The organism is Ramlibacter albus (genome assembly GCF_014297445.1).
In the GTDB taxonomy this organism is placed as follows: domain Bacteria; phylum Pseudomonadota; class Gammaproteobacteria; order Burkholderiales; family Burkholderiaceae_C; genus Ramlibacter; species Ramlibacter albus.
Map to the genome: position 1 here is coordinate 137,562 of NZ_JACORU010000012.1, position 22,606 is coordinate 160,167.

The window sequence follows — 22,606 nt, forward strand, 5'->3', positions numbered from 1 at the left end:
CGCATGAACCTTCGTCGCCACTTTATCAAGTTCGCCCTGGCCCTGGCCGCAACCCCGATGCTCGCGCAGGCCCAGCCCGTCACGCTGCTGAACGTCAGCTACGATCCGACGCGCGAGCTCTACGTCGAGTTCAACCAGGCGTTCGCGAAGTACTGGAAGGGCAAGACCGGCCAGGACGTCGCCGTCAAGCAATCGCACGGCGGCTCGGGCAAGCAGGCCCGCTCGATCATCGACGGGCTGGACGCCGACGTGGCCACGCTGGCGCTGGCCGGCGACACCGACGCACTGTTCAAGCACGGCGGCTGGGTGAAGGAAGGCTGGCAGAAGCGCCTGCCGCACAACTCCTCGCCCTACCAGTCCACCATCGTGCTGGTCGTGCGCAAGGGCAACCCCAAGGGCATCAAGGACTGGGACGACCTGGCCAAGCCCGGCGTGAGCGTCATCACGCCCAACCCCAAGACCTCCGGCGGCGCCCGCTGGAACTATCTCGCGGCGTGGGAGTTCGCCAAGCGCAAGTACGGCGGCGACGCGAAGGCGAAGGAGTTCGTCGGCAAGCTGTACGGCAACGTGCCCGTGCTCGACACCGGCGCCCGCGGCTCCACCATCACCTTCGCGCAACGCGGGCAGGGCGACGTGCTGATCGCGTGGGAGAACGAGGCCTTCCTGCTGGACAAGGAGTTCGGCGCGAAATTCGACGTGATCGCGCCGTCGGTGTCGATCCTCGCGGAGCCCGCGGTCGCCGTCGTCGACAGGAACGTGGACCGCAAGGGCACACGCAAGGTCGCGGAAGAGTACCTTCAGTTCCTCTACAGCGAAGAAGGCCAGGACATCATCGGCAAGAACTTCTACCGCCCCGCGGTCTCCGCGAAGGCGCAGGCCAAGTACGCCAAGCAGTTCCCCAAGATCAACCTCTTCACCATCGACCAGGCCTTCGGCGGCTGGGGCAAGGCGGACAAGGACCACTTCGCGGACGGCGGCAGCTTCGACCAGATCTACGCGAAGAGCAAGTAATCGTTCGAAACATCAGCTTTCCGACATGCGCGTGCGCGGGGTTCTCGCAGAATTCATGGACATTTCCGCGAGGTACTTCATGAGCTACAAGATCGCCGTCGTCGTCGGCAGCATCCGCAAGGAGTCGTTCAACAGGAAGCTGGCGCAGGCGCTGCAGAAGATGGCGCCGCAGGGCGCGCAGTTCGAGCTCTTGCGCATCGACGACCTGCCGCTGTACAACCAGGACGAAGACGCCAACCAGGCGCCGCAGGTCAAGCGGCTGAAGGAGCAGGTCGCCGGTTCGCAGGGGGTGATCTTCATCACGCCGGAATACAACCGCTCGATCCCCGGCGTGCTGAAGAACGCCATCGACCACGCGTCAAGGCCCTACGGGCAGAGCGCATGGGCGGGCAAGCCGGCCGGCGTGATCGGCATGTCGGTCGGCGCCATCGGCACCGCGCTCGCGCAGAAGGACCTGCGCACCGTCCTCGCGTACCTCGACATGCCGACGCTCGGCCAGCCCGAGGTCTACCTGCAGGCCAAGGACGGTTTCTTCGCGGCCGACGGCAGCATCGCCGAAGGCTCGCGCGACTTCATCCAGAAATGGCTCGACGCGTACCTCGCGTTCGTTGCCGAACACGCGGGACGCGTCGAGACGGTGTAGTTTCGTCATCCCCGCGGAGGCGGGGATCCAGGACTCACGCGACGGCAGCGGCAGTCGCCTCGTTCGCAGCCACCGCGGCGTGCGCCTTGATCTCGACGTCGGCGGCGGCGAAAGCCTTCGCCTTCGCTTCGTCACCCATTGCCACACCTTCGGCGCGCACGAAGCGCACGTCGGTGATGCCCAGGAAGCCGAACACTGCCTTCAGGTAGCTCTCCTGGTGGTCCAGGAAAGTCAGCGCCGGGTTGGTGGAATACACCCCGCCGCGCGACGAAGCGACGATCACGGTCTTGCCCTTGGCCAGGCCTTCGGGGCCGTTCGCCGTGTACTGGAACGTGCGGCCGGCTTGCGCCACGCGGTCGATCCACGCCTTCAGCTGGCTCGGCACGGAGAAGTTGTACATGGGCGCGCCCACGACGATCACGTCGGCGGCGAGGAACTGCGTAACGAGCCGCTCGGAAACCACGTTCTCCTTGCGCTGCACGTCGCTCAGGCCTTCGGCGTCGGGGCCGAGGCGGAAGCCCAGCGAATCGATGTTCAGGTGCGTCGGGGCGTCCTGGGCCAGGTCGAGGTACTCGACCGCGGTGCCCGGGTGCGCGGCGCGCCACTGCTCGACCGTGCGCTTGGTGAGCTCACGGGAGACGGAGTTCGTGCCCAAGGGGCTGGAGTCGATGTGGAGCAATTTCATGGTGTTGACCCTTTGCGTTTGCGTGGGAATGATTGTGTGGGTGCACCGATCCGTTGATAAGACGGCAAAATCGCGATAGATTGTTCCAACCATAGGACAGCGCCATGCAAGACCTGAACGACATGCTCTACTTCGCCGAGGTGGTGGACCGCGGCGGTTTTGCGGCCGCAGGCCGTGCGCTGGACGTCCCGAAGTCGAAGCTCTCGCGCCGCGTCGCCGACCTCGAGACGCGCCTGGGCGTGCGCCTGCTGCAACGCACGACGCGCAAGCTCTCGCTCACGGAAGCGGGCGAGGTCTATCACCGTCATGTCATCGCGATGCGCGAAGCGGCGGAGGCCGCGAACGAGGCCGTGGAGATCGTTCGCAACGAGCCGCGCGGCACGATCCGCGTCACTTGCCCCGTCACGCTCGCACAGACCACGGTGGGCCCGCTGATCCCGCTGTTCCTCGCGAAGCATCCGCAGGTGCGAATCGACATGCAGGTGACCAACCGCGTGGTCGACCTCGTGCAGGAGGGCATCGACGTGGCGCTGCGCGTGCGCTCCTCGGTGGACGACAGCGGCTCGCTGGTGGTCAAGCGCATCGCGATGAGCCAGACGCTGCTGGTGGCGACCCCGGCCTTGCTGCAACGCTTCGGCACGCCCGAGTCCGTCGACGACCTGCACCGCATCCCCACGGTCGCGATGTCCGCAGCGGCCGACGGCCGCGCGAGCTGGAAGCTGCTCGGCCCCGGCGAGCGCGAGTTCGAGCTGCAGCACCGGCCGGTCTACACCGCCGACGACATGTTCACGGTGCGCTTCGCCCTCAACCAGTCAACCGGGATGACCGTGCTGCCCGACTACCTCGTGGCGCACGAGTTGAACAGCGGCGAGCTCGTGCAGGTGCTGCCCGGCTGGGCGCCGGCGCGCGGGATCATGCACGCGGTGTTCCCGTCGCGGCGCGGCCTCGTGCCGGCCGTGCGCCGCTTCCTCGACTTCCTCGGCGAGCACGTCAAGGAAGAAGGGTTCGCGTGCCCGAAGCCTGAGACGACGCGGAAGAAGTAGGCGTGCGCCCGAGCACGCGCTCGTACACCTCGACGTACTGCGCGGCGCTTTCCTCCCAGCCGAAGTGCCGCGCCATGCCGTTGGCCATGATGCGGCGCCAGAAGGCCGGTTCCCGATACGCCTTCATCGCGCGGGTGAGCGCGTCGCGGAAGCCCTCGGGCGTGCCGGCCCGCATGACGAATCCGGTGCCGTGCCCCGGGTCCCGCGTTGCGTCGGTGACGGAGTCGGCAAGGCCGCCCACGTTGCCCACGAGCGGCGGCGTGCCATACGCCTGCGAGTACATCTGGTTCAGCCCGCACGGCTCGAAGCGCGACGGCATGAGGAAGCAGTCCGCGCCGGCCTCGATCCAGTGCGCCTGTGACTCATTGAACCCCACCGTCACCGACACCTGCCGCGGGAAGCGCTCGGCGGCTTCGCGCAGGGCGTTCTGCAGGCCCGCGTCGCCCTGGCCCAGCACCACGAGCTGCCCATCGGCCGCCAGGATGGCATCGAGCGCGCCGAGCACGAGGTCGATGCCCTTCTGCGGCGTGAGCCGGCTCACCACGCCGAACAGCATGGCCTGCGGGTTTTGCGCGAGGCCGCAGCGCTGCTGCAGTTCGGCCTTGTCCTGCGCCTTGGCGCCGGGGTACGCCGCGCTGTAGTTGTGCGGGATCAGCTTGTCCTTCTCCGGGTTCCAGACGTTCGTGTCGATGCCGTTGAGGATGCCCGAGAGCTTGCCCCGTTGCGCGCGCAGGACGCCGTCCATGCCGACGCCAAATGCCTCGGTCTGGATCTCGCGCGCGTAGGTCGGGCTGACCGTCGTCACCGCATCGGCGAACTGCACGCCCGCCTTCAGCATCGACAAGCCGCCCCAGAACTCCACGCCGTCCATGCCGCGCCAGATCGCGGGCACGCCCAGCAAGTCGGCCGTGTGCATGGGGAACACGCCCTGGAACGCGATGTTGTGGATGGTGAGCACGCTGCGCGCGACGTGTTCATGCGGCGCGAGTGCGCGCGCTTCGGCCAGGTACATCGGCGCGAGCGCCGTCGGCCAGTCGTTGACGTGCACGACGTCCGCCTGCCAGTCCTTGCAGGGCGAATGCACGGTGCCCAGCAGCGACGCGATGCGCGAGAGGAAGCCGAAGCGCAGCACGTTGTCGTGATAGTCGCGGCCCTGCGGGTCCACGTACGGGCCGCCGCTGCGCTGGTAGAGCGCGGGGCAGGCAAGCAGCAGCATCGTCACGCCGTTCTCCGTGTGCACCGGCAGCAGCTGCGCGGCGGGGAAGGGGCCGTACGGCGGCAATTCCACGGTGTCGCCGAGTTCGCCGCTAACCTTCATGTTGCGGTAGGCCGGCAGCAGCACGCGCACGTCGTGGCCCATCGCGGCGAGCGTGGCGGGCAGGGCGCCGCTGACGTCGCCGAGGCCGCCGGTCTTGACGTAGGGCGCGCATTCGGGCGTTGCGAAAAGGATCTTCATGTTCGTTCTCCCTCAGGGCGTCGCGACGAGCACGACGAAGGGCAGGCCGCCGTTGTCCGTGAAGAGTTGTTCGAGCCGCATGGGCTCGTCGGGTGACGTGTCGACGGCAGCGCCCGTGAACCAGTTGCGCCAGCGCGCGAAACGCCGCAGCGCCGGCTCTGCCTGCAGCTGCGTGTCGCCCCACAGCGAAGGCGACCACGCGCTGTCGTCCCCGCCGCAAAGGGTGTAGGTGAGCCGGGTCGCGATCACGAGCACGGCTTCGCTGTCGATCGTGCGGGCAAAAGCGAGTGCGTGGTCGGCCGCGCCGCCTTCGACACCCAGCGCGATGTAGTTGCCGTCGCGGAACAGCTGCGCGCGTTCGCTGCGAAGCTGCAGCAGGCGCCATGTCGCGAGCTGCTTGACGCGGCCGTCCGCGCTGCCCGTGTGCAACCGGTGCCAGTCTTCGCGGGAAGGCCAGCGGTCCGCGTACAAGGGTTGCAGCGAAGCGAGGTCGGTTGCGAGCCGGCTGAAGTCCACGGGCCGCCGGTTGTCCGGGTCGACGAGGCTGAAGTTCCATTGCTCGCAGCCCTGGTACACGTCGGGCACGCCGGGCACCATCATCTTCAGCACGAGCTGCGACAGGCTGTTGCGGAACCCGAAAGGCGCGATCCGGCTCGTGAAGCGCTGCAGCTCGTCGACGAACGGGCCGGCGCGCAGGACGGCATCGACGTAGCGTGACAGTGCGTCTTCGTAGGCGGTCTCGGGGCAAGTCCAGCTGGTGTGGCGCTTGGCTTCGCGGACCGCCTTGAGCATGTACGCCTGCACCCGCTCGCGCAGCGAGTCGAGCTCGCCGGCGGCCGGTTCGGCCACCGGCCACACGCCCGCGAGCGTCTGGAACAGCAGCCAGATGGCGTTGTTGTCGGGCCAGCTGCGGCCCTCGGCTTCGGTCAAATACAGCTCGGCCCAGCCGGCCCAGCGGCGCAGGCACTCTTCCCACAGGTCCGGGTCTTCGGAAAGCACGTCGATGCGCGCGCGCAGGTCTTCGGACCGTTTGCTGTCGTGCGTGGACGTCGCCAGCAGGCAGTGCGGCCGGAACCGCAGTCGCCCCGCGTTCGCCGCGTGGAACGCGGAGACGCTCACGCCGAAGCTGCGAGGCTCGCCCCCCACGTCGTTGAGCGACACGAGGCGCAGGTAGCGGTAGAAGACCGTGTCCTCCACGGCCTTGGCCATCACCGGCGCGGTGAACTGCTGCCAGCGGGCGATGAAGCGGCGGCGCAGCTCGATCGGCACCTCCACGGCTTCGCCTTCGCCGAGCAGCACCTCGCGGAGGTACTCGAGCACGGTGGCCTGCGCGCCGCCGAGCCGCCGCCGGGCCGCTGCGATGGCCCAGTCGGTGTGCTGGCGGTCCATGGTGCTCGGGGGCTCACCCGCGCGCAGGTAGGTGCGGTACACGGGGAAGGTCGCCGCCACTTCGGCAAGCGCGACGTGGAGGCGGTTGCGCGTGAAGTCGGTGCGGCGCCGGTTGGCCAGCGCGATGCGGTGCAGCGCGTTGGTCAGCCAGTTGAGCTCGGAGAACAGCGAGTTCTCGATGATCAGCTTCTTGCAGCGGTAGACGACTTCCTCGTAGTCGAGCGTCTCGCCCGTGAACGCCTGGTAAGCATCGTCCATCGCGGCTTCGTTGCGGCCGTCGACGAACAGGCCGTTGACAAGGCTCGCGAAGCGGTAGCCGGTGTCGCCGTGAACGGGCCAGTCGTCCGGCAGCTGCTCGTGCTCCGCAAGGATCTTCTCGACGGTGAGGTAGAGCGCGCGGGCTTCCTGCCCGGCCACCGTCGCCTGCTGCGCATAGCGCCGCTGCAATTGGGTGAAGTACTGCTGCGGGTCCGACAGCCCGTCGGGATGGTCGATGCGCAGCCCGGTGAGCCAGCCGTCCTGCAGCCAGTGCAGCACCTTCTGGTGCGTGGCCTCGAACACTTCCGGCCGCTCCATGCGAAGCGCGGCCAGCGTGTTGACGTCGAAGAAGCGGCGGTAGTTGACGTCGTCGCTCGCCACGCGCCAGTCGGCGAGGCGATAGGCCTGGCGCGACACCAGCGCGTCGAGCGCGTCGAACGACGCGGCTTCGCCCGGCTGGCCGTTGTGGCGCTGCACGCAGGCCGCGATCCATTGCGCGAGCCACTCGTGTCGCTGCACGAGCCGCGCGAGCGTCTTCTTGTACACCGCGGTGTCGCGTGCGCGCGCACGCCGCGCGTTCTCGACACTGTCGTCGCGCGAGGGCAGCCGCCCGAACGCGTCGAGCAGCGCGGACACCACCGCGTGGCTGTCGCTTTCGCCTTCGTCGCGCGCCGGCGGCGGCGCGAGCACGCCGAGGATCGAGGGGTAGTGCGCCGGGTCCACCGGGAAGCGGTGGTTCCAGTAGCGCAGGCCGAACTCGCCGGCCTCCGCGTTGAAGTGCAGCTGGATCTCGCCCGCTTCCAGCACGCGCCCATAGTGGTCGCCCAGCACCGGCAGCAGCACGCGGCCCGCCATCTCGGGCGCGGCCGGGTTCCACTCGATGTCGAAGGTTTCCGCATGCACCGACGCGCGCCCGTGTTCGAGCACGTCCAGCCACCACGCGTTGTCGGCTTCCAGCACGCCCATGTGGTTGGGCACGATGTCCAGCAGCTGGCCCATGCCGTGGCGGCGCAGCGCCTCGCACATGCGCGCATGTTCCACCGCGTCGCCCACTTCGGGGTTCACCGAGCCGTGGTCGATGATGTCGTAGCCGTGCGTGCTGCCCGGCCGCGCGCGCAGGTAGGGCGAGCTGTAGAGCGTGGAGATGCCCAGCGCGCGCAGGTAGGGCAACGCCGCCGTGACCTGCGCGAACGTGCAGCCCTTGTGGAACTGGACGCGGTAGGTGCTGCCCGGCACCTGCGCGGTGTCCAGCGGGGGGAGTTGCGCTTCCTCGATCGTGGCCGGTGCCGGCCCGGTGCGTTCGGCGCGCAGTGCCGCGGCCACCGACGCCCAGCGCGGCTCGGCGGCGAGGTCCTCCACGTTCACCGACAGCTTGCGCCGCCAGTTGGGGAAGCGGTCCTCGGTGGTGCCGGGCACGTTGACGTGCAGCACCTGGCCGGTCACGTCCTCGAGTTGCAGGCCCACCAGCCAGCAGGGCGTGCGCGCGAGGTACGAGTAGACCGCGTCGACGAACGCCGGCGTCGCATCGGGCAGCGACGTGGGCTGCACCGTCACGCCCTCGGGCAGCAGCCCTTCGTGCTGCAACGCGAGCAGCAGCCGCGCGCGGTCCTGCGCGCGCGAGAGCACCTGCTGCTCGTGCGCGGCGGCATCGGGGTAGAGCGAAAGCCGCGAAGCCAGCTCGATGTCCTCGCCGAGCCAGAAGCCGCGCAGCGTCGGGAGGTCGTGCGTGCTGACCACGGCGAGCGCCTGCGGGTGCCACTGCGCGGGCGGGCGGAAGCCGCCGTCCTCGTTGCGCTCGAACAGGAGCGGCCGGTAAGACAGCAGCCGCCCTTCGCGCATCGCCTCGCGCATGCGCGGCGCGACGTTGCCGAGGTCCTCGCCGATCACCATGCAGCGGTGGCGGTGGCTCTCCAGCGCAAGGATGCCGAGCAGGTCGCCCTGCGGGTAGCTCACGTACGTGCCGCCGTGCGGGCCGGTCCAGAACAACCGCATCAGCGCCATCACGTGGTCCAGCCGCAGCGCGCCGCAGTGGCGCATGTTCGCGCGCAGCGTGTCGATGAAGGGCTGGTAGCGGCTGGCGCGCAGCTGCACCGGGTTCCAGGGCGGCAGGCCCCAGTCCTGGCCGAGCGGCGCGAGCGGGTCGGGCGGCGCGCCCACGTGCATGCCGAGCGCGAACAGATGCGGCTGCTTCCACGTCTCCGAGCCGCCTTCATTGACGCCGACCGCGAGGTCGCAGTACAGGCCCAGGCCCATGCCGCGGCTCTTCGCGTAGCGCTGCACGGCTTCGAGCTGCACTTCGGCGAGCCACTGCAGCCAGAAGCGGAACTGGATTTCGGAGTCATGCGAGGCCTCGAACGCGCGCACCGCCGCGCCATCCGGGTCACGGTATTCCTCGGGCCAGGCCGGCCAGCCCCACACGCTGCCGTCCTGCGCGTGCAGGTGGTCCTGCAGGGCCTCGAAGAGGGCGTGGTCGCGCAGCGTGGTCTCGCGCTGGCGCATGTAGGTTTCGAAGTGCACGCCGCGTGACGTGTGGTGGCCCAGCTCCTGCTCGTCGAAGTGCTGCCACAGCAGCCGCAAGACCTCGGTCTTCGCGGCGGCGACGCCCTCGTAGTCGACGAGCTCCGCATCGCGCAGCGCGCGCAGCCGCTCCTGAAACGCCTCGGACTGCACGCGCTGCCGCGCGGCTTCGCTGCCCGCAAGCTCGACGAGCGCCTGCACGTCGAGGTAGATCGGGTTCAGCGCATTGCGGCTGCTCGGGCTGTAGGGGCTCGCGACATCCGGCCGGTGCGGGAAGAGGGCGTGCAGCGGCGACAGGCCGATGAAGGACGCGCCCTGCTGCGCGGCAGAGTCGACGAGGCGCCGCAGGTCGCCGAAGTCGCCGATGCCCCAGTTGCGCGAGGAGCGCAGCGCATAGAGCTGGATGGTGCAGCCCCACCAGCGCTCGCCGTGGAGGAGCTCGTCGGGGGTCCAGCAGGCGCGGGGTGCGACGGCGACAACGCAATGCGCGTGTTCGGGTTGGCCATCCAGCGCGAGGTGGTAGTAGCCGGGCGAAAGCGTCGCGGGCAGCGCGATGATCCGCGAACCGTGGTCCCAATGCGCTTCCCCGCGGTGCAGCGGCTCCTGCGAGGTGCCATCGACGCGCAGCGACCAGTGCGCGCTTTCGTGCTCGCGCGGCCGCCAGCGAACCACCGCCGCATCGCCTTCACGCAGCACGACCACCGGCGGGAACCCATCTTCCGCTTCGCGCGGCGCGTGCGGGTCGATGCCCATCGCGCCCAGGGCCTGCCGAAGCGCCTCTTCGGTGACGGCGGTGTCCTCGCCCCAGAAGCTGTGATAACGCTCGGCCACGCCGTGGCGCGACGCGAGGTCCGCGAGCGTGCTGCGCGGCAGGTCGGCGAGGTTCACAGCGTCACCTCGCCGCCCAGGGTCCAGCGCGCGGCCCACGCAGGCCAGGTGCCGCGCGGCGCATCGCCCCAGCGATGGCTGAACACGAGTCGCGCTTCGACCGGGCCGAGGTGCTCCTCGGGCACTTCCAGCAGCTCGGGCCCGAGGTTCAGCTCCAGCGAGAGCATCTGGCCGTCGTCATAGCGCCATTGCACGTTGATGCCGGTGGCGCCCACGCGCTGTGACGTGTGCTGTCCGTGCAGCAACTGGCCCTGGCGCGGCGTGATGTGGTCGCGGCGCGCGTGCAGCGCCGCCTGCACCATCTCGCGCCAGCGGCGGCCGGCGCAACGGTCGCCATTCGCGGCATCCGGCCGGCTCGTCTCGAAGGTGTCGATGCTGCACGCGTCGGGCAGCGGCTTGCCGGCATCCGCGCCGGCCAGGGGGCCGAACTCGCGCAGGCGCCCGGCCCGCACGGCCTCGCGCAGCTCGCCGTCCCAATCGGCGAAGTAGAGGAAGGGCTCCGAAGCGCCTTGCTCCTCGCCGAAGAACAGCATCGGGATCGCGGGCGTCAGCAGGGCCAGCAGCGTCGGCAGCTCGCGCGCTTCGCTCGGCACCAGCTCCGAGAGGCGCTCGCCGAACGCGCGGTTGCCGACCTGGTCGTGGTTGTGCGCGAAGTTCACGAGCGTGGTCAGCGGTTGCGCCGGCGCGGCCCGCACGTCTTCACGCGCACCGCCCGGCTTGCGCGGCGAGCCCTCGTACAGCATGCCGTGCGCGAGCGAGCGGGCGAGCTGGCCCAGCGGCTCGTCGCCGTAGTCGTGGTAATACGCGCGCGTCTCACCGGTGAGCGAGACGTGCAGCGCGTGATGGAAGTCGTCGTTCCACTGCGCATCGAAACGCCCCGGCCGCGGCTGGGGCGCGAGGTGGTGGTAGCCGTTGTGCTCGTTCTCCAGCACGAGGTGCACGTGGCGGCCATGCGTGGCCGTGCGCACGGCCGAGGAGAGCTCCTCCAGGAAGTGCGGCGAGCCGTCGTCGACGATCGCGTGCACCGCATCCAGCCGCAGGCCGTCGAAGCGGTATTCCTGCACCCAGTACAGCGCGTTGTGGATGAAGAAGTCGCGCACCGTGCGGCTGCCTTCGCCGTCGAAGTTGATGGCCTTGCCCCACGGACTGTCGTGCGTGGCCGAGAAGAACTGCGGCGCGTAGCGGGGCAGGTAGTTGCCCTGGGGCCCGAAGTGGTTGTAGACCACGTCGAGGAAGACCATCAGCCCCAGCCGGTGCGCCTGCTGCACGAAGTGCTTCAGCTCGTCGGGCGTGCCGTACTCCGACTTGGGTGCGTACGGCAGCACGCCGTCGTATCCCCAGCCGAAGCGGCCCGGGAAGTCCGCGATGGGCATCAGCTCCACGGCCGTGACGCCGAGGTCGGCCAGCTGCTTCAGGCGCCCGGCCGCCGCATCGAACGTGCCTTCGGGCGTGAACGCGCCGACGTGCATCTCGTACAGCACCGTTTCGCGCCAGGGCCGGCCGGTCCACGTCGGGTCCCACTCGAACTGCAGCGGGTCCACCACGGCGCTCGGTGAATTCACGCCGCGCGGGTTCTGCCGCGACGCCGGGTCGGGCACCAGCAGGTCTTCGTCGATGCGCCACTGGTAGAGCGTGCCGGCCGTCGCCTCGTCGACGTGGCAGCTCCACCAGCCGTCCTTGTCGGCTTCAGCGGCGACGAACACGGGCCGGCCCGCGAGGCCCGGATAGAACGCCAGTTCGGCGCGCTCGGCGGCGGGTGCCCACAGGCGGAAGTCCACGCCGCCGCCCGCAGCCAGCTCGGCGCCGAAAGGCATCGAGTGTTTGCAGCGCATGATCAAGCCTCGGTGCGTTGCGTCAGGAGCGCCATCGAGTGCGCCGGCAGCTCCAGCTTGTCCTGCGCGCCGAAGCGCTGCGCCTGCGCTTCCTCGAAATGCCCTTCGCTCGTGAGCACGCGCAGGGCCCACTCGCCCTCGTGCCCCGGCACCTCGGGCAGCGTCTGGATCACGGCCTCGGGCGTGGCATTGAAGATCATGAGGACCGAAGGCGTGACCTGCTCGTTCACCTTGGCGAAGCGGCCGTCCAGCAACACGGCCACGCAGCGCACGGCCGGGTTCGTCCACTCCTCCTCGGTCATGGGCAGGCCCCACACGCTGTACCAGCCGACGTCGCGCCGGCCGTCCGCGTCCGCCTCGCCGTCGGGCCAGCAGTCGCAGCGCAGCACCGGCAGCTCGTTGCGCAGCCGGATCATCGCCGCCGTGAACCCGATGAGGGGGTCGCTGCGTTGCTGCTCGGTCCACGCGAACCAGCTGATCTCGTTGTCCTGGCAATACGCGTTGTTGTTACCGCCCTGCGTGCGGCTCATCTCGTCGCCGCCCAGCAGCAGCGGCACGCCGCGCGACGCGAAGAGCGTGGCGAGGAAGTTGCGCTTCTGCCGCTCGCGCAACGCCAGGATGTCGGGGTTGCGCGTCGGGCCCTCGACGCCGCAGTTCCAGCTGCGGTTGTGGCTCTCGCCGTCGCGGTTGTCCTCGGCGTTGCTGTGGTTGTGCTTCTCGTTGTAGCTGACGAGGTCCTGCAGCGTGAAGCCGTCGTGCACGGTGATGATGTTCACGCTCGCGGTCGGCCGGCGCCGCGCCCACTGGTACAGGTCCGAGGAGCCGACCAGGCGCGAAGCGAACTCGGGCAGCTGCCCCTCCTGACCGCGCCAGAAGTCGCGCACGCAGTCGCGGTAGCGGCCGTTCCACTCGCTCCAGCCCTGCGGGAAGCCGCCGACCTGGTAGCCGTAGTCGCCGATGTCCCAGGGCTCCGCGATCATCTTCACGCGCTTGAGCACGGGGTCCTGCGCCACCGCCGAGAAGAACGGGCTGCGGTGGTCGAAGGCGCCGCTGCCGTCGCGGCCGTTGGCGGGCGCGAGGTCGAAGCGGAAGCCGTCGACGTGCATCTCCTCCACCCAGTAGCGCAGGCTGTCCATCACCATGCGCAGCACCGCCGGGTGGCTGCTGTCCACCGTGTTGCCGGTGCCGGTGAAGTCCATGCAGTAGCGCCGGTCTTCCGCGAGCCGGTAGTAGGCCTGGTGGTCCAGGCCCTTGAACGACAGCGTGGGGCCGAGGTGGTTGCCTTCGCAGCTGTGGTTGTAGACCACGTCCAGCAGCACTTCGATGCCGTGGGCATGCAGCTTCTTCACCATCTGCCGGAACTCGTCCAGCGCGTCGCGCACCGCATAGCGCGGCTCCGGCGCGAAGAAGGCGACGGAGTTGTAGCCCCAGTAGTTGGCCAGGCCCATGTCCACGAGCCGGCGCTCGTCGTTGAAGGCATGGATCGGCAGCAACTCCACCGCCGTGACGCCGACGCGCTTGAGGTGCGCGATCGCCGCGTCGCTCGCGAGCCCGAGGTAGGTGCCGCGCAGCTCTTCCGGCACGTCGGGCATCAGCTTCGTGAAGCCCTTGACGTGCACCTCGTAGATCACGCTCTCCGAAAGCGGTGTCGCCGGCGAGCGGTCGTCGCCCCATTCGAAGGCGTTCTCCTCGACGACGATGCACTTCGCCGCTTCGGGGCCGTTGTCCGCCGTGTCCATCGCGAGGTCCAGCTCCTCGCCGCCGAGCTTGTACGCGTACTGCCAGGCGGCGCCACGCAGCACCCGGTCGATGGCGCGCGCGTACGGGTCCAGCAGCAGCTTGTGCGGGTTGCAGCGCAGCCCGTTGCCGGGGTCATAGGGCCCGTGCGCGCGCAGCCCGTAGCGGGCGCCGGCCTTCAGGCCCGGCACGAAGCCGTGCCAGACGTCGTCGCTGCGGCAGGGCAGGTCGATGCGCTGGATCTCGGTGGTGCCGTCGGCTTCGTAGAGGCACAGCTCCACGCGCTCGGCCGCGCTGGAGAAAACGGCGAAGTTCACCCCGCCGCCCTGGACGGTGGCACCCATCGGCCACGGGCGGCCCGCCTCGCACCCGTAGGGCGCGGCCGGGGTCGGGGTCGGCGATTGGGCGGAAGGACGTTCGGCGACGGCCTGCGCCGTCATGCAAGCACCTCCATGCACGGCTCGCCGCGGACCACGTCGCGCACCGCCGCGAACGGCGAGCGGCCCTCGCGCGGCTTGAAGTAACCCGCGGGCACCACCACGATGCCGCTGGGCGTGACGTGGAAGCGGCGGCTGTCCTCGGCCGCGTCGAAGCCGATGCGCTCGCCCGGCGGCACGTCGTTGTCCTGGTCGATGATGCAGCGCTTGACCTGCGCGCCACGGCCGATGCGCGAGCGCTCCATGATGATGCAGTGCTCCAGCTTCGCGCTGCGCTCCACCAGCACCGAGCGGCGCAGCATCGCGTGGTCCAGCGTGGCGCCGTCTATGATGCTGCCCGAGCCGACGACGGAGCGGTTGATGACGCCGTTCTCGATCTGAGCGGATTCCGCCTGGTCGGGCGACGCATAGATCGGCCAGCGCTTGTTGGTCATGCGGAACTTCGGCGCGGCGCCGAGCGTGTCGAAGTGCGCTTCGTAGTACGCGTCGATCGTGCCGACGTCGCGCCAGTAGCCGTGCTCTTCGTAGGGCTCGGTGCCGGGGATGTGGTTGGTGTCGAAGTCGTAGGCGACGAGGCGGTGGCTCTTCACCATCGAGGGCAGGATGTGCTTGCCGAAGTCCGTCTCGCCGTTCTCGTGCATCTTGCGCAGCTGGGTGAGCAGCACGTCGGCGTTGAAGATGTAGTTGCCCATCGACGCCAGCGCATGCGTCTTGCTGCCCGGCATGGGGCGCGTGGACAGCGGTTTTTCCTTGAAGTCGTGGATGCGGTGGCTGTCGTCGATCTCCACCATGCCGAACTGGTCGCATTGCGAAAGCGGCACGGGCAGGGTGGCGACGCTCGCGTGCGCGCCGCTCTTGATGTGGAAGTCGATCATCTGCCGCACGTCCATGCGGTAGATGTGGTCCGCGCCGAAGACGGCCACGATGTCCGGCTGCATGTTCTCGATCAGGTGGATGTTCTGGTACACCGCGTCGGCCGTGCCCTGGAACCACTCGGGGCCGTTGCGCATCTGCGGCGGCACCACAGTGATGAAGTGCTGCTGGATGAAGCGCGCCATGGTCCACGACTGGCGCACGTGCTCGATGAGCGACTGGCTCTTGTACTGCACCAGCAGGTAGATGGAATAGATCTCCGAGTTGACGAGGTTGGACAGCACGAAGTCGACGATGCGGTGCTTGCCGTTGAACGGCACGGCGGGCTTGCAGCGGTTGGCGGTGAGGGGGTGCAGGCGCGAGCCTTCCCCTCCGGCCATCACGAACGCGAGGACGTTTCTATTGGCGGGCATGGACTTCTCCCGGAGTCTGTAATGGTTTTGGATCGGGCCGGTTCGAAAGGAGGAGCGTGCCCAGGGGCGGCACGGTGACGGTTGCGCTGGCGGGCTGGCCCGCGAGCGGTGTGTCGGCCGCCATCACGCGGCCCAGGTTGCCCACGCCGCTGCCGCCGTAGCAGGGCGCGTCGCTGTTGAGCACTTCGTACCAGGTGCCCGCGGCGGGCAGGCCGATGCGCATGCCCTGGCGCACTTCGGCCGTGAGGTTGCAGATGGCCACCACGAGCGCGTCGTCGTCGTCGCCGCGCCGCACCCAGGCGAGCACGGTGGGTTCGTAGCGCTCGAAGGGCAGCCAGTGGAAGCCGCGGCTCTCGAAGTCGTAGCGGTGCAGCGCCGGCCAGCGCCGGTAGGCCGCGTTCAGGTCCTGCACCCAGCGGGCCACCATCGCGTGCGGCGGGCGCGCCCACAAATGCCAGTCGAGCGTGCGCTCGTGGTGCCACTCGTCCACCTGCGCGAACTCGCCGCCCATGAAGAGCAGCTTCTTGCCGGGGTGGGCCCACATCATCCCGTACAGCGTGCGCAGCCCCGCGAACTTCTGCCAGTCGTCGCCCGGCTGCTTGTTCAGCAGGCTGCCCTTGCCGTAGACGACCTCGTCGTGCGACAGCGGCAGGATGAAATTCTCGTGGAAGGCGTAGACCGAGGAGAAGCGGATGTCGTCGCCATGCCAGGGCCGGTAGAAGTGCGCGCGCGACACGTAGCGCAGCGTGTCGTTCATCCAGCCCATGTTCCACTTCATGCCGAAGCCGAGCCCCCCCCAGTGCACAGGGCGCGAAACCGCGGGCCACGCGGTGGACTCTTCCGCGATCATGTGCACGTCGGGGTGCGCCCCGTAGACCGCGGAGTTGAGGTCCTGCAGGAAGCGCACCGCCTCGTAGTTCTGGTTGCCGCCGTGCTCGTTGGGGATCCACTGGCCGGGGCCGCGCGCGTAGTCGAGGTACAGCATCGAGGCGACGGCGTCCACGCGCAGGCCGTCGAAGTGGTACTTCTCGAGCCAGAAGAGCGCGTTGCCGATCAGGAAGTCGCGCACCTCGTAGCGGCCGTAGTTGAACACCATGGTGTTCCACTCCGGGTGGAAGCCCAGCCGCGGGTCTTCATGCTCGTACAGCGCGGTGCCGTCGAAGCGCGCGAGTGCGTGCGGGTCCGAAGGGAAGTGCGAGGCGACCCAGTCGAGCAGCACGCCGATGCCGTGCTGGTGCAGCGTGTCGATCAGGCACATCAGGTCCTGCGGCGAGCCGTAGCGTGCGGTGGGCGCGTAGTAGCCCGTGCACTGGTAGCCCCAGGAGCCGTAGAACGGGTGCTCGGTGATCGGCATCAGCTCCACGTGCGTGAAGCCCATTGCCTCGCAGTGCGCGACGAGCCGCTGCGCGATCTCGCGGTAGTTGAGGAAGCGGCCGTCCTCCTCGCGCTGCCACGAGCCCAGGTGCACCTCGTAGATGGAGATCGCGTCGCGGTGCGACTGGCGCTTGCCCCGCGTGGCCATCCATTCCTGGTCGTGCCACTCGTACGAGAGGTCCCACACCTGCGACGCCGTGCCGGGCGGGTGTTCGCAGCGGAAGGCGAAGGGGTCGGCCTTGTCCATCCAGTGGCCGTGCGCATCCTCGATGCGGTACTTGTAGCAGTGGCCCGGTTTCGCTTCCTCGATGAAGCCGGCCCAGCGCCCGCTGCCGTCGGGCACGCGCTGCAGCGGCTCGCAGTGCCAGCGGTTGAACGCACCGATGACGCCGACGTTGCGCGCGTTGGGCGCCCACACGGTGAACCAAGTGCCCTTGTCGGTGGGGTGGGCGCCCATCACTTCGAACTGGCGATAGTGGTGGCTGGCCGCGCGCGCGGCGCGCTGCTCCTCCTGCGCTTGCTGCGCGGCTTCCGGGTTCCGTGGCTGTTCAATCCCCGTCGGGTCGAGTTGCTGCATGGCCTCGTTTCTTGTAGGAACTGGCCATTCTGGAAGTGCGGTGTGCTCCGCCGTGCAGGAGCGGCCGTACTGGTGCCGTAGGTGCTTGCCTACACGCGCAACGGGCGGCGGCGGGCCAGCCGTTGCAGGGAACCGAACAGTCCGGCTTGCAACTCAGCCATCGCAGATCATGGAGGCAAGCTGATGAAAGTGACCGGTGCGCAGAAATCCCCCCAGACCACGCGAACCCACGGCGAGGACAAGGCAGACAAGCCCGCGCCGAAGGCGCACGAAGCAGGCTTTTCCCGGCCGCCCGCAAGGGAACCAGCGCCGTTGGCGCCATTGAGGATTTGGCCGCGCGACGACACGGCGCCGTCGGCCAGCGCGCATAAATATTCGCTCGCGCAAATGGAGGCGGTTGTCCAGGAGGCGTTCAGGACCGGGAAGCACTACATCGACTTCGTCGACGGCATCGTCAGCTGCGGCTCTGAAAAGCGTCTCGACCTGAACTCGCCGCTGCACATGGATCGCCTCTACCAGAACCTCTTCCAGCACCTGCTGCACAATCGCCCACCGCAGGCCTGGCGCCCGCGGGACCGGCTGGCCTGGCAGGACTGTGCAACGCGCTACGTCACCGCGCTGGTGGTCAGGTGCACTCACAGGTGCAGGGCCGACAAGACCGCCTGTGGCGCACTGAAGCTGGGCGAGTTCATGGTCCTGAAAAAGGACCTCGCGGCGGCCACCGGGCTGCCTTGCGCAGAGTTCCGTGCGCAGGAGGACAAGTTGAGCCTCGGTCTGCCCGCCGGCACCGATACGTCGACCGAGATCGGGATCACACTGCAGAGACTCCGCGCGATGCAGGCCAACCTGGACGCGGCCCACATGGCGAATCTCGACTGCTGGATGTGCGCCATCGACCAGGCCTTTTACGAGATGGTGACGACGCAAGAGCCCCCGCACTCACCTCCCTTCACGCGGGAAGACCTGCAGGAGGTTCTGGGGCGCATGGCCTGCAACGAAAAGCTGCTGGAGGCTGCACCGACCGGCATGATGCGCGCGCTGCGGCGCGACCCGTCGCTGTCGGACGATCTGCTTGCCCATCTGGACTGGGTGCTCGACTGCTACGAGAATGTCGATCTCACGAGCATCGGTGTGGCGTCCTTCATGCCTGCCGCTTCCGCAACCGCCTTGATGCTTCTCCTGCCACCCGGCAAGCTGCAGCAACTGGTCGTCAGCCATGACGACGTGAACTGGATCGTGAAACAGGTATTCCTGTTCCTGGGTCACCTCTCGCGCTGCCGCTGGGGCGCCGAACACAATGCGGCGGTTCAGTCGGGGGACGACGTCATGCTGGGAATCGCCCGGCTTGCAGTGAGGTTCACGGAAGAGGGAAGAAGGGACTTCTTCGACTGCCTGATGGAGCCTGCGCTTGCGCTGCGAGCCAATGCCGACCGCCTTGAAGAGCTCCTGCGCGTGAGGGACCAGCTGCGGCTTGCCGGAGAGGACGCGGGTTTCGACGATGAGCCGATCGGTGAACTGCTGGACCACTTCGTTCCACAAGCGCCCCTGGCGCTCGGAGTCGGCAGCCCCGTCCGGGCCGCGCTGATCGAGTGGCACGCCTCGGCTGCCGCCCTGGCGGCCACACCGGCTGCAGCCACAGGGACGAGGACCTCAGCTTTGGGCGCCATGGGTGAGCCGGTTGCAACTGCAACTGCAACTGCAACGGCAGCGGCATCGACAGCGGCGTCGACAGCGGCAACATCAACGGCAGCCACAGGTGCAACGCCCGTGGCGATGGCCCCGGGCCTGAAAAAGAAGTGGCAGCAATTCAAGGTGGCGAAGGCCGCGAGAGAGCGGACGGCCGCGGCAGCGGGTGATTCGCAAACCGCGCGCCCGGTGGAGACAAAGGCGCCCGCCAAAGGCACGCCCAGGGAAAAAGCCAAGGGCAAGGCCGGGCTGCCCGAGAAGTACGCGCCGCAACCCGGCGCGAAGAAGCGCTTCGACGCAAAGGACCACAACCATCCGCAGAACCTCAAGGCCCTGCCGAAGAGCGAAGCCAGGCGCCGCCTGCAGTCAATGCGCGACCGGACGGGCCGCTTTGCCGACAACGAGCGCGTGCATGCCCACCAGACGAAGCACAAACCCAACAATTCGAGCGTGCCCGACGTCGACTGACGCTCACACGCCGAGGTACTGGTCGAGCAGCATGGGCTGCGACCGCAGCGCCTTCGACGTGCCTTCGTAGGCCACTTCACCCTTGACGAGGATGACGTTGCGGTCGGTGACCTGGGTGACGTGCTTCCAGTTCTTGTCGACGATGACGCTGGAGATGCCGCTCTCGCGGATGAGCGAGCAGATGCGCCAGATCTCGCGCGCGATCAGCGGCGCGAGGCCCTCGGTCGCCTCGTCGAGGATGAGCACGTCGGGGTTGGTCATCAGTGCGCGGCCGATGGTCAGCATCTGCTGCTCGCCGCCGCTCAGCTGCTGGCCGCCGTGGTGGATTCGCTCGGCCAGGCGCGGGAAAGTGTCGAGCACGCGGTCATAGGTCCAGTCGCGCTGGCCCCTCGTGCCCGGCCGCGCGGCCATCACGAGGTTTTCCTTCACGCTCAGGTTGCCGAAGATGCCGCGGCCTTCGGGCACGTAGGCAATGCCGAGCTGGGCGATTTCGTACGACGGCCTGCTGGTGACGTCCTTGCCGGCAACGGTGACCGTGCCCTCCCTTGCGGGAACGAGCCCCATGAGCGTCTTGAGCAGCGTGCTCTTGCCCATGCCGTTGCGGCCCATCAGGCCGATGGTCTCGCCGCGGTCGACGTGGAAGTCGATGCCGCGCAGGACGTGGCTCGAGCCGTAGTAGGTGTGCAGGCCCTTCGCGTCGATGAGCCGTTCAGCCATGCTCTTCCTCACCGAGGTACGCCGACTGCACGGCCGCGTCGTTGCGCACCTGCGACGGGGTTCCACTGGCGATCACCTGCCCGTTGACCATCACGGTCAGGTGATCGGCAAGGGCGAACACCGCATCCATGTCGTGCTCGACAAGCATCATCGCGTGCTGGGGTTTGAGCTTCAGCAGCAGCTGTACCATCCGCTCCGCTTCGGCGGTGCCCATGCCGGCCAGCGGTTCGTCCAGCAGCAGCACCTGCGGATCCGTCGCGAGCGTCATGGCGATCTCGAGCTGGCGTTGCTCGCCGTGGCTTGCTGCGCCTGCGATCGAGTCGCGGCGAGAAGTCAGGCCCGCAAGCTCCAGCGCCTTCTCGGCCCGCTCGTTCGACTCGCGCACGCTCGATGCAAGCGACAACCAACGCGCCGCGTGCGGCGTACGCGACTGCGCCGCCAGCCGCACGTTCTCCCACACGGTGAACGGCAGGAAGATGTTCGTCTTCTGGTAGCTGCGCCCCAGCCCCGCGCGCGAGATGCGCTCGGGGTTCCAGCCTGTCACGTCCTGCCCGCCGAGCGTCACGTTGCCGGAGGTCGGCGCGATGTCGCCGGAGAGCAGGTTCGTCAGCGTCGACTTGCCCGCGCCGTTGGGGCCGATCACGGCATGGATGCGATCGCGCCACAAGTTGAGCGACACGTCGTTCACAGCGGCCAGGCCGCCAAAACGCTTGGTGAGGTTCTTCGCTGAAAGAAGCACCTCACTCATCGCGCTTCCTCCGCAGCACCCGCTCCGCCAGGCCGAGCAGGCCGCGCGGCGCGAGGACCACCACGCCGACGATGAACAGGCCCATCCACAACTGCCAGTGCTTGCCCGTGTTGAAGCCGCCGATCGAAGGCAGGTCCTTGAACTCGTGCAGCACCCACTCGAACGCGAACGACCCCGCGATCGCGCCGGCGAAATTGCCCATGCCGCCGAGGATCACCATCATGATCGCGTGCGCGCTCATGTGGAAACCCATCAGCTCCGGGTTCACGAAGCCCGTCTGCGCCGCCCACAGGAAACCGGCAAGTCCCGCCAGCGCACCCGCGAGCGTGAACGCGGCGAGCTTGTAGCCGAAGGTGCCGAACCCCATCGCGCGCATGCGGTGCTCGTTGACGCGGATGCCCGCGAGCGTGCGGCCGAAGGGGCTGAAGAGCAGGCGGCGCAGGAACAGGTACACGAGCAGCAGCACCGCCAGCGTGAAGTAATAGAAGACGAGCTTGTTCTCCAGGTCGAACAGGTGGGCGTTGGGCTTGAAGTTGATGTACAGGCCGTCCGAGCCGCCCAGCACCTTGTTGTCGAAGAACAGGTAGAACACCATCTGCGCGAACGCCATGGTGACCATGATGAAGTAGATGCCGTGCGTGCGCACCACGAAGAAGCCGATGACGAGCGCCGCAAGCCCTGAAGCCGCAACGGCCGCGGGCAGCGTCCACAACAGGCTCACCGCCTCGCCCTGCGGCGTGAGGAAGGCGATGGCATAGCCGGCAAGGCCGAAGAACGCCGCGTGCCCGAGCGACACGAGGCCGGTCACGCCGAGCAGCAGGTCCAGGCTCATCGCGAAGATCGCGAGGATCATCATCCGCGCAACCATCTGCGCGTAGAAGTCGGTCGCCATCAGCGGGAACGCCGCGAGCGCGACGAACGCCAGCCCCAGCACGATCTGGAGACTGCGCGGGAGCGTCTCGAGGTTGGCTTTCGCGGCGCTCATTGCTTGAACAGGCCTTCAGGTTTCCACAGCAGGACAGCGGCCATAAGCATGTAGACCAGCATGCCCGCCACCTGCGGCAGCAGCACCTTGCCGAAGGTGTCGACCAGGCCGACGAGCAGCGCGGAGATGAGCGCGCCGCGCACCGAGCCGATGCCCCCGATCACCACCACCACGAAGCACATGATCAACACCTGCGAGCCCATGTTCGGGTACACGCTGGAGATCGGCGATGCGATCATCCCCGCCACGGTGGCCAGGCCCACGCCCAGCGCAAACACGATGGCGTGAATGAGCTTGATGTTCACGCCCAGCGCCTCCGTCATGTCGCGGTTGAACGCGCCGGCACGGATCTTCATGCCCAGCCGCGTCTTCGAGATCAGGAAGTACAGGCCCAGCGCGAGCACGATGCACACGCCCGACATGAACAACCGGTACACCGGGTAGGAGAGGTTGTCGGTGAGCGGGATCGAGGCCGAGAGCACGTCCGGGATCTTCACGCCGTGGACGTCGTCGCCCCACAGGATCGAGCGCATTTCCTCGAAGATGTAGATGAGGCCGAACGTCAGCAGCACCTGGTCGAGGTGGTCGCGGTGATAGAAGTGGCGGAACAGCACGCGTTCGAGGAGCAGGCCGAACACCACCGACAGCGCCGCGCCGCCGACGATCGCGAGCGCGAGGCTGCCGGTCATCGACGACAGCGACCACGCGAGGTACGCACCCAGCATGTAGAAGCTGCCGTGCGCGAGGTTCACGACGCCCATGATCCCGAAGATGAGCGTCAGCCCGGCCGCCAGCATGAACAGCAGCAGCCCGTACTGCACGCTGTTGAGGATCTGGATGAGGAAGTTGGCGACGTCCATTCGCTGTTT

The 22,606-nt window shown here is 68.3% G+C and carries 15 protein-coding genes; 4 read left to right on the forward strand and 11 right to left on the reverse strand.

Annotated features, from left to right (window positions below; all coding sequences use genetic code 11):
• Window positions 1-3 precede the first annotated feature (3 nt).
• A complete protein-coding gene (locus tag H8R02_RS25125) occupies window positions 4-1,011 on the forward strand; it encodes a sulfate ABC transporter substrate-binding protein (RefSeq protein ID WP_187084251.1) in 1,008 nt (335 codons plus the stop codon).
• 55 nt (window positions 1,012-1,066) lie between these two features.
• On the forward strand, window positions 1,067-1,654 hold the full coding sequence (locus H8R02_RS25130) for an NADPH-dependent FMN reductase (RefSeq protein ID WP_255429547.1): 588 nt from the start codon (window positions 1,067-1,069) through the stop codon (window positions 1,652-1,654).
• A gap of 34 nt (window positions 1,655-1,688) precedes the next feature.
• Here the strand turns inward: H8R02_RS25130 and H8R02_RS25135 are convergent, their stop codons facing one another.
• Complete coding sequence (locus H8R02_RS25135; RefSeq protein WP_187084252.1) at window positions 1,689-2,339, reverse strand: FMN-dependent NADH-azoreductase; 651 nt, start codon at window positions 2,337-2,339, stop codon at window positions 1,689-1,691.
• 104 nt (window positions 2,340-2,443) lie between these two features.
• On the opposite strand from H8R02_RS25135, the gene H8R02_RS25140 reads away from it, so the two are divergent.
• A complete protein-coding gene (locus tag H8R02_RS25140) occupies window positions 2,444-3,382 on the forward strand; it encodes a LysR family transcriptional regulator (protein WP_187084253.1) in 939 nt (312 codons plus the stop codon).
• On the opposite strand, the gene glgA is transcribed toward H8R02_RS25140, so the two are convergent.
• Genes glgA through glgB form a run of 6 tightly spaced genes read right to left on the reverse strand, consistent with a single transcriptional unit; the run spans window position 3,330 to window position 17,133 of the window.
• Complete coding sequence (gene glgA / locus H8R02_RS25145; protein ID WP_187084254.1) at window positions 3,330-4,838, reverse strand: glycogen synthase GlgA; 1,509 nt, start codon at window positions 4,836-4,838, stop codon at window positions 3,330-3,332. The two genes, H8R02_RS25140 and glgA, sit on opposite strands and share 53 nt — an antisense overlap.
• Before the next feature lie 12 nt (window positions 4,839-4,850).
• The gene (locus tag H8R02_RS25150) at window positions 4,851-9,890 is read right to left on the reverse strand and encodes a malto-oligosyltrehalose synthase (protein ID WP_187084255.1); all 5,040 of its coding nucleotides are present in this window, start codon (window positions 9,888-9,890) and stop codon (window positions 4,851-4,853) included.
• Entirely contained in the window at window positions 9,887-11,722 is a 1,836-nt protein-coding gene (treZ, locus tag H8R02_RS25155) for a malto-oligosyltrehalose trehalohydrolase (RefSeq protein WP_187084256.1), read from the reverse strand. Before treZ ends, H8R02_RS25150 begins: the two co-directional genes overlap by 4 nt.
• Window positions 11,723-11,724: 2 nt before the next feature.
• Entirely contained in the window at window positions 11,725-13,899 is a 2,175-nt protein-coding gene (glgX, locus tag H8R02_RS25160; RefSeq protein WP_187084257.1) for a glycogen debranching protein GlgX, read from the reverse strand.
• On the reverse strand, window positions 13,896-15,182 hold the full coding sequence (gene glgC / locus H8R02_RS25165) for a glucose-1-phosphate adenylyltransferase (protein WP_187084258.1): 1,287 nt from the start codon (window positions 15,180-15,182) through the stop codon (window positions 13,896-13,898). Before glgC ends, glgX begins: the two co-directional genes overlap by 4 nt.
• Window positions 15,169-17,133, reverse strand: coding sequence for a 1,4-alpha-glucan branching protein GlgB (gene glgB, locus H8R02_RS25170; RefSeq protein ID WP_187084259.1), 1,965 nt, complete (start codon window positions 17,131-17,133; stop codon window positions 15,169-15,171). The genes glgC and glgB overlap by 14 nt, the downstream gene beginning before the upstream one ends.
• A 183-nt stretch (window positions 17,134-17,316) precedes the next feature.
• Between glgB and H8R02_RS25175 the strand changes: the two genes are divergently transcribed.
• Window positions 17,317-19,287 carry a hypothetical protein gene (locus H8R02_RS25175; protein ID WP_187084260.1) on the forward strand — a complete coding sequence of 657 codons (1,971 nt, stop codon included), beginning with the start codon at window positions 17,317-17,319 and terminating at the stop codon, window positions 19,285-19,287.
• Window positions 19,288-19,290: 3 nt separating this feature from the next.
• On the opposite strand, the gene H8R02_RS25180 is transcribed toward H8R02_RS25175, so the two are convergent.
• The 4 genes from H8R02_RS25180 to H8R02_RS25195 are packed head-to-tail and all read right to left on the reverse strand — an operon-like array spanning window position 19,291 to window position 22,597.
• Window positions 19,291-20,004, reverse strand: coding sequence for an ABC transporter ATP-binding protein (locus H8R02_RS25180; RefSeq protein WP_187084261.1), 714 nt, complete (start codon window positions 20,002-20,004; stop codon window positions 19,291-19,293).
• Window positions 19,997-20,752, reverse strand: a complete 756-nt coding sequence (locus H8R02_RS25185; RefSeq protein ID WP_187084262.1) for an ABC transporter ATP-binding protein — start codon at window positions 20,750-20,752, stop codon at window positions 19,997-19,999. Before H8R02_RS25185 ends, H8R02_RS25180 begins: the two co-directional genes overlap by 8 nt.
• Window positions 20,745-21,737: a branched-chain amino acid ABC transporter permease gene (locus H8R02_RS25190; protein WP_187084263.1), complete on the reverse strand. Its 993-nt coding sequence runs from the start codon at window positions 21,735-21,737 to the stop codon at window positions 20,745-20,747. The genes H8R02_RS25185 and H8R02_RS25190 overlap by 8 nt, the downstream gene beginning before the upstream one ends.
• Window positions 21,734-22,597 (reverse strand): branched-chain amino acid ABC transporter permease, encoded by an 864-nt coding sequence (locus H8R02_RS25195; protein WP_187084264.1) that lies wholly within the window; start codon window positions 22,595-22,597, stop codon window positions 21,734-21,736. The genes H8R02_RS25190 and H8R02_RS25195 overlap by 4 nt, the downstream gene beginning before the upstream one ends.
• Window positions 22,598-22,606: the final 9 nt, after the last annotated feature.

Coding starts and splice junctions, on each gene's coding strand:
- H8R02_RS25135 (WP_187084252.1), bottom strand. CDS start 2,339: ATGAAATTGCTCCACATCGACTCCAGCCCCTTGGGCACGAACTCCGTC.
- treZ (WP_187084256.1), bottom strand. CDS start 11,722: ATGCGCTGCAAACACTCGATGCCTTTCGGCGCCGAGCTGGCTGCGGGC.
- H8R02_RS25190 (WP_187084263.1), bottom strand. CDS start 21,737: ATGAGCGCCGCGAAAGCCAACCTCGAGACGCTCCCGCGCAGTCTCCAG.
- H8R02_RS25195 (WP_187084264.1), bottom strand. CDS start 22,597: ATGGACGTCGCCAACTTCCTCATCCAGATCCTCAACAGCGTGCAGTAC.
- glgX (WP_187084257.1), bottom strand. CDS start 13,899: ATGACGGCGCAGGCCGTCGCCGAACGTCCTTCCGCCCAATCGCCGACC.
- H8R02_RS25185 (WP_187084262.1), bottom strand. CDS start 20,752: ATGAGTGAGGTGCTTCTTTCAGCGAAGAACCTCACCAAGCGTTTTGGC.
- H8R02_RS25125 (WP_187084251.1), top strand. CDS start 4: ATGAACCTTCGTCGCCACTTTATCAAGTTCGCCCTGGCCCTGGCCGCA.
- H8R02_RS25175 (WP_187084260.1), top strand. CDS start 17,317: ATGAAAGTGACCGGTGCGCAGAAATCCCCCCAGACCACGCGAACCCAC.
- glgB (WP_187084259.1), bottom strand. CDS start 17,133: ATGCAGCAACTCGACCCGACGGGGATTGAACAGCCACGGAACCCGGAA.
- H8R02_RS25140 (WP_187084253.1), top strand. CDS start 2,444: ATGCAAGACCTGAACGACATGCTCTACTTCGCCGAGGTGGTGGACCGC.
- glgC (WP_187084258.1), bottom strand. CDS start 15,182: ATGCCCGCCAATAGAAACGTCCTCGCGTTCGTGATGGCCGGAGGGGAA.
- H8R02_RS25130 (WP_255429547.1), top strand. CDS start 1,067: ATGGACATTTCCGCGAGGTACTTCATGAGCTACAAGATCGCCGTCGTC.
- glgA (WP_187084254.1), bottom strand. CDS start 4,838: ATGAAGATCCTTTTCGCAACGCCCGAATGCGCGCCCTACGTCAAGACC.
- H8R02_RS25180 (WP_187084261.1), bottom strand. CDS start 20,004: ATGGCTGAACGGCTCATCGACGCGAAGGGCCTGCACACCTACTACGGC.